Source organism: Clostridium aromativorans, assembly GCF_020908015.1.
GTDB classification, from domain to species: Bacteria; Bacillota; Clostridia; order Clostridiales; family Clostridiaceae; genus Clostridium_B; species Clostridium_B aromativorans.
This window is the reverse complement of sequence record NZ_JAJJPB010000060.1, coordinates 1-5,548: the sequence shown is the minus strand read 5'-3', so window position 1 is coordinate 5,548 and position 5,548 is coordinate 1. Positions and strand designations below refer to the sequence as shown.

The window sequence follows — 5,548 nt, the reverse complement described above, 5'->3', positions numbered from 1 at the left end:
TTATTATTTTAGGCATCGAACCTAAAATAACAAGGACTATTCATCTCCCACTTATAGAAGATAGGAGAATTACGCCCTTTTTGTTAAAATTAATCTGCTCTTTACATATTATTATATCAGGAGACATTTTTCCTATCTACTCTTAGACTTTTTCATTTTAACCTTAATCAATCATTTCTAATAGATTGAGAAAATTAAGGCTATAATTATTTAACATAAGTAACAACATTTCCTGTTCTCCTGAGACATGCCATTTCTGGCGTTTGGGAATATCCAAGCGCAAGTCCTCCACAAATCGTTTCATTTTCCTTTAAACCCAGTTCCACTAAATATCCATGAATACATTTATTATCATCTAACCAGTGAAGCTGATTTATCCAACAAGAACCTATATCCAAAGACACTGCTGCTAACATCATATTTTCCAATGCAACTGAGCAGTCTGCCATAGCATTTCCATATTCCCTTTGATTTGCAGCCACAATTAATGTAGGAGCATTGTATATGAAATCATAGCCACCTTTTTTTGATGCCAAAATTGAATTCTTTATACTTTTATAGATACCTTCTTCAATCTCCATGTTGGCGAATTCTTTTTCTACCATTAATTTTAATTTCTGTAAAGTTTCTTTATTTTGTATTACTATAAAATGGTTTGTTTGATTATTTCCACCGCTTGGGGCAAAACGCCCAGCCTCAATAATTAGAGAAAGCTTTTCATCTGGAATTTGATCTTTCCCATATTTACGTATACTTCTTCGCTTGCGAATAGTCTCTAATACTTGACTTTCCATAAAATTAACCTCCAATACTCAAAATTAATTTAATATAAATTTATCCTACTTCTCGATACTTTCAATTAATTCACAGGTGGATTTGTTTATAATGTGTTAAACATAAAAATAACAATGTCCTGAATCCCTTCAAAACACTGCTACCACTGATTTGGTAGTCCCTAGGAGAATCGAACTCCTGATTTCACCGTGAGAGGGTGACGTCTTAACCGCTTGACCAAGGGACCTCATACTAATTTTTGCAATCAACAGGTATTATTATATATTTTTTTATTCATTTAGTCAATATTTTTTAGTATATTTCAGAGATTTAGCACTTAAATTCCAGTAAAAAATTTATTTTTTACTGGAATTATATTTTCTTACATTTGCTTGAAGAGCTGGTAAGCCCACAAACCGTTAGGTCATAAAAATAGCTATACCTACCCTTTTCCCTAAAAATCTTAGCAAGAAAATTTCCAGTTTTATTTTAAAATTATACTTTTATAAATAATGGATTATCCCAATTATCTTCTATAGTAAATCTTTCATCTTTTATGTCTTCAACAACATCTATTTGAAGCATATTCTTTTTTCTAAACTTCCGTATACATCTAAAAAAGTATAACTGCATTAAATTAAATGCTATTATCATAAACATTAAAACTGTCTCTACGCCTGTAGGGCTGTGAAAAAAGCAATGATCTAAATGCCATTCAGTCTTCAACTGATGAAAGACATTATTTTCAATATCCCACCTTTTGTGCATTATCGTCCATAAGGTTTTTACTGATACAAATTTATCCGTTGTTATGATCCATCCTTCTTTAAACTCTATTTTATCTCCAGTATGAATTTCTTCTATAAATTTTATGAATCTTACTTCTATATCTGAATCAGACATTTGGAAATTATCATCATCCCAAGCTTTAATATTTCTATAAGCATTTATGTTTTTCTTTACAGTCCAATATTTATCCGCCTCACGGCATTTAAATAAGGCTAACGCATCTTTTACAATATTGAGTCTGCGTTCTTTTACTCTTACTACTGCATCCATTCCTATGGAAAGGACTTCTTTTATCCATGTAGACTTACAATATAAAGCATCAGCTACAATAATATCTGCAAAATGGTGATATTCCTTGTATAGTCTTCTAATAAGTCTTTTACCACCTGTAATTTCTCCTTCATCTTTATTTGAACCATCCTTTTTTTGATCCAGCATTTCTTGGCCTAAAACAGTATGGGGGTCAGAACCAATCATTGCACAAATTACTGACCTGTGAAAATAATGTGTTGTACCATTTTTATCAACCCTTGTAAGGCAGCTCTTGCAAGACTTTTTAATGCTATCAAATAATTCTACACCATCTATGGCAGCTACTTTTATACCATCTATAGTTCCATTTCTAAATACTTTATTTTTTATAGTAGTTTTTATTATATGTTTGTTGATACTTTTTAAGCCGTCAAGATCAAAATCATTCAAACAACGCCTAACAGCGTCAATACGAGGCATTTTAGTTCTTTTTGGTAAAACTTTTCTTAACTTATTTTTTTCAAACCAGTGCTGTAATCTATTAAAACTTCTTATTTGAAGCATAAAACCAAATAAAACACAGAAAGTAATTGTTGAAATTTTCACCGGAGATTTTGTCCTTTTATCTTTTAGAGTATTGATTTTTTCACCTATATAATATACCCTGTTAATATAAGTGAGTAACTGTTTTAAGTAACTTTTGCTCATTTTATCAGCATCCTTTTCTTTTAAGTTTCTAGCAAAACTATTATAAAAAGGATGCTTTTATTATGCAAATTTTTTCTATATAATTTCCAGTAAAAATCGGAATTTATTAATTTTATTCTAAATACTTATAAAACTTTGTAATCCAGAGGATTACCGTCCCCAAAAATTTTTAAGTGCTAAACTTCTGAGTATATTTTGCTGACAAAAAATATGAAATCCCCATCACTTACTCAAAGCAAAAATATTAAATTTTTCCTTTAACATCTTTTTATAGAAATTCTCTTCCATAGTAAATTTAGTTCCAAGCAGTCCAACTTTTTTCAATCCTTTTTCAATTACCTTTTTACCGGTTACTTCAGCTATATGCAAAACTCTTATTCCTACTTTATTTTCTATATCATCTGCCATTTTATGTATTGTATTAGTGCATATTAAAGTGTACATTAAAATAATACCATATCATTGATTAAGTGGTAAATTGTAATTTCAGATTATCTACATTATAATAAACATGTTAAATTATAAATACAGGGGGATGTTGTCTTTGTCAAAAAAATTTTTTTCCAGAGTTTATAACTTAGTTTCTAAAATACCACCGGGAAAAGTTGCTACTTACGGTCAAATAGCTGCCATACTGGGAGAACCCAGAAATGCTAGGATAGTAGGTTGGGCCATGAAAAATGCTCCCAATAATCTCCATCTCCCCTGCCACAGAGTTGTCAATAGATCTGGAAGTCTTTCACCAGACTATGTATTTGGAAGCTCTGATATTCAAAGATACCTTTTAAAATCGGAAGGAATTACTTTTAAAAGTGATGGACATATAGATATGGAAAAATGCCTATGGGACGGAAAAAGTTAAAAAAGTACTTTACCCAGTAGACCCTTCATAGCAAAATTCCCTTTAAACAAAAACAAAACTCAACATAAATTAACAGATGAGAGAAACCATATTATTATATAACTACTTGCAAATAATTTGCAAGTAGTTATATAATAATATGGTAATGCATTCTATACAAATATATATATCTTCATAATTTTGACTATACATACCGCTGTTGCACCTAACAATAAACAAATGGAGGAATTTTAATATGATCCATATAAAAGATTTAACTTTTTCCTACACTGGCAGTCCACCTTATTTACTATATAAAATAAATTTAAACATTGAAAAGGGAGCTTATGTTTCAATTATAGGGGAAAATGGCAGCGCTAAAACCACTCTAATAAAATTGATTTTAGGATTGTTACATCCTTTAAAAGGCACCATACATGTGTCAACAAAAAAAATCGGCTATGTTCCTCAAATGATGGAAACTTTTAATTCTCAATTTCCCATTACAGTTTCTGAGTTAATTAAATGCCATATGAAAATTTTAAAGATAAAAGATAAAGCATCCGTGGACAGATGCTTGAATATTATGGGGATGAGCAAATTCAAGAATAGTCTTATAGGAAATTTATCTGGAGGACAGCGCCAGAAAATATTTATAGCTAGAGCGCTCATAGGTCATCCAGACCTACTGATATTTGATGAGCCATCTACAGGAATTGATATTCCAAGTCAGAAGGATATATATAAGTTAATAAGCAATTTAAACAGAAATTCATCCATAACAATACTATCTGTAGAACATAATTTAAAGGCTGCTCTTGAAAATTCCAGTCAAATATGCACTATAGATAGCGGAAATATATCCCTATATAATATTGAGGAATATAAAAGATTAACAGCTCTTAAAAATTAAAATACTTTCACTGGAGGGAAATTATGTTACAGTACAGTTTTATGCAAAATGCAATCATTGCGGGTATATTCATATCCATATTATGCCCTGCGGTAGGCACATTTCTAGTTTTGAAAAGATATTCCATGATGGGAGACACCCTGTCACATTCCTCTCTTGCCGGTGTGGCAATAGGACTAGTATTGGGATACAATCCCATACTAACTTCTTTTATATTTACCTCCATTGCAGGATTGACAATAGAATTTTTAAGAAGTTATTATAAAAAATATGCTGAATTGATATTGGTAATAGTACTTACCCTTTCTGTTGGCATTGCAATTGTACTTATAAGTACGGGAAAAGCAAATGCAAACGTCAACTCCTATTTATTTGGAAGTATACTTACAGTATCTAAAAATGACCTATTTACAGTATTCTCCTTAAGTATAATTTCAGTTTTGACTTTATTTTTTCTATACAACCAACTTCTCTATATAACCTTTGACGAAAATGGTGCAAAAGTCTGTGGAATAAAGGTAAAACTCATAAACTACCTCTTTGCTCTTTTGGTAGGCGCTACTATTTCAGTATCTATTAGAATACTGGGTATTCTCGTAATTTCATCTATGATTGCCATGCCCGTAGCCGCATCTCTCCAGCTTCACAAAGGTTTTAAACTTACGTTTATATTTTCCATCATATTTGGATTTATAGACATAATGCTGGGATTATTTCTATCCTATTATATAAACAGTGCTCCTGGAGGTACCATAGCACTTATTTCAGTACTGCTGCTTTTAATAATATTAACTTACAAAAAACTTTTTAACAGATAACTTTTTTATAAGTTTATTAATCTATAAGGTAATTGACCATTTAAATACATTTCTAGGACTTTTTTACCTGTTTTATATAATCTCCTATGTTTTTGTACATACTGGACCAAGATCGTTTGCAGAACATAATTGTTACATCGCTTCTCTTGGATTTGTTTTTTATTATTTCAGATATGTTATGCCCTATATAATCCGTTAATACCAATACTAAATCCGTATTTTCAGGTATTTTTATTTTTCTGTCACCTTTTTTTCTTCCACTGACATGACCTATTTTATTAAATCCATTTTCCCTTAGTTTATCCTTTATGTTCCCTAGCCTGTCTCCTCCAATAACCAAAATACTCATAATAAAATCCTCCTCGTATAATAAGTTTATAGTCAGTTAAATGACTGCTATAAACTTATTTATTTTTTATATTTTAGTATAGATGAGAAAGCATCTGTGCTTTT

The 5,548-nt window shown here is 30.6% G+C and carries 7 protein-coding genes and 1 tRNA gene; 3 read left to right on the top strand and 5 right to left on the bottom strand.

The features are described from left to right. Positions 1-206 precede the first annotated feature (206 nt). From LN736_RS18700 to LN736_RS18685, 4 genes are all read right to left on the bottom strand, one after another. Positions 207-794: a nitroreductase family protein gene (locus tag LN736_RS18700; protein WP_150357650.1), complete on the bottom strand. Its 588-nt coding sequence runs from the start codon at positions 792-794 to the stop codon at positions 207-209. A gap of 152 nt (positions 795-946) precedes the next feature. Further along, positions 947-1,021 (bottom strand) — tRNA-Glu (locus LN736_RS18695). Positions 1,022-1,269: 248 nt separating this feature from the next. After that, complete coding sequence (locus tag LN736_RS18690; RefSeq protein ID WP_229982202.1) at positions 1,270-2,523, bottom strand: transposase; 1,254 nt, start codon at positions 2,521-2,523, stop codon at positions 1,270-1,272. Positions 2,524-2,745: 222 nt separating this feature from the next. Continuing rightward, positions 2,746-2,967 (bottom strand): aspartate/glutamate racemase family protein, encoded by a 222-nt coding sequence (locus LN736_RS18685; RefSeq protein WP_150357652.1) that lies wholly within the window; start codon positions 2,965-2,967, stop codon positions 2,746-2,748. 100 nt (positions 2,968-3,067) lie between these two features. Here LN736_RS18685 and LN736_RS18680 point away from each other — a divergent pair, with 100 nt between their 5' ends. The 3 genes from LN736_RS18680 to LN736_RS18670 all read left to right on the top strand — a co-directional run bounded on the left by LN736_RS18680 (position 3,068) and on the right by LN736_RS18670 (position 5,095). Next, a complete protein-coding gene (locus LN736_RS18680; RefSeq protein ID WP_150357654.1) occupies positions 3,068-3,385 on the top strand; it encodes an MGMT family protein in 318 nt (105 codons plus the stop codon). Between the two features lie 235 nt (positions 3,386-3,620). Continuing rightward, complete coding sequence (locus LN736_RS18675) at positions 3,621-4,277, top strand: metal ABC transporter ATP-binding protein (RefSeq protein WP_150357656.1); 657 nt, start codon at positions 3,621-3,623, stop codon at positions 4,275-4,277. Between the two features lie 23 nt (positions 4,278-4,300). Next, positions 4,301-5,095, top strand: coding sequence for a metal ABC transporter permease (locus LN736_RS18670; RefSeq protein WP_150357658.1), 795 nt, complete (start codon positions 4,301-4,303; stop codon positions 5,093-5,095). 52 nt (positions 5,096-5,147) lie between these two features. Here LN736_RS18670 and LN736_RS18665 read toward each other — a convergent pair whose 3' ends face one another. Further along, the gene (locus tag LN736_RS18665) at positions 5,148-5,444 is read right to left on the bottom strand and encodes a DUF2325 domain-containing protein (RefSeq protein WP_150357660.1); all 297 of its coding nucleotides are present in this window, start codon (positions 5,442-5,444) and stop codon (positions 5,148-5,150) included. Positions 5,445-5,548: the final 104 nt, after the last annotated feature.

Coding starts and splice junctions, on each gene's coding strand:
- LN736_RS18700 (WP_150357650.1), bottom strand. CDS start 794: ATGGAAAGTCAAGTATTAGAGACTATTCGCAAGCGAAGAAGTATACGT.
- LN736_RS18690 (WP_229982202.1), bottom strand. CDS start 2,523: ATGAGCAAAAGTTACTTAAAACAGTTACTCACTTATATTAACAGGGTA.
- LN736_RS18685 (WP_150357652.1), bottom strand. CDS start 2,967: ATGTACACTTTAATATGCACTAATACAATACATAAAATGGCAGATGAT.
- LN736_RS18675 (WP_150357656.1), top strand. CDS start 3,621: ATGATCCATATAAAAGATTTAACTTTTTCCTACACTGGCAGTCCACCT.
- LN736_RS18670 (WP_150357658.1), top strand. CDS start 4,301: ATGTTACAGTACAGTTTTATGCAAAATGCAATCATTGCGGGTATATTC.
- LN736_RS18665 (WP_150357660.1), bottom strand. CDS start 5,444: ATGAGTATTTTGGTTATTGGAGGAGACAGGCTAGGGAACATAAAGGAT.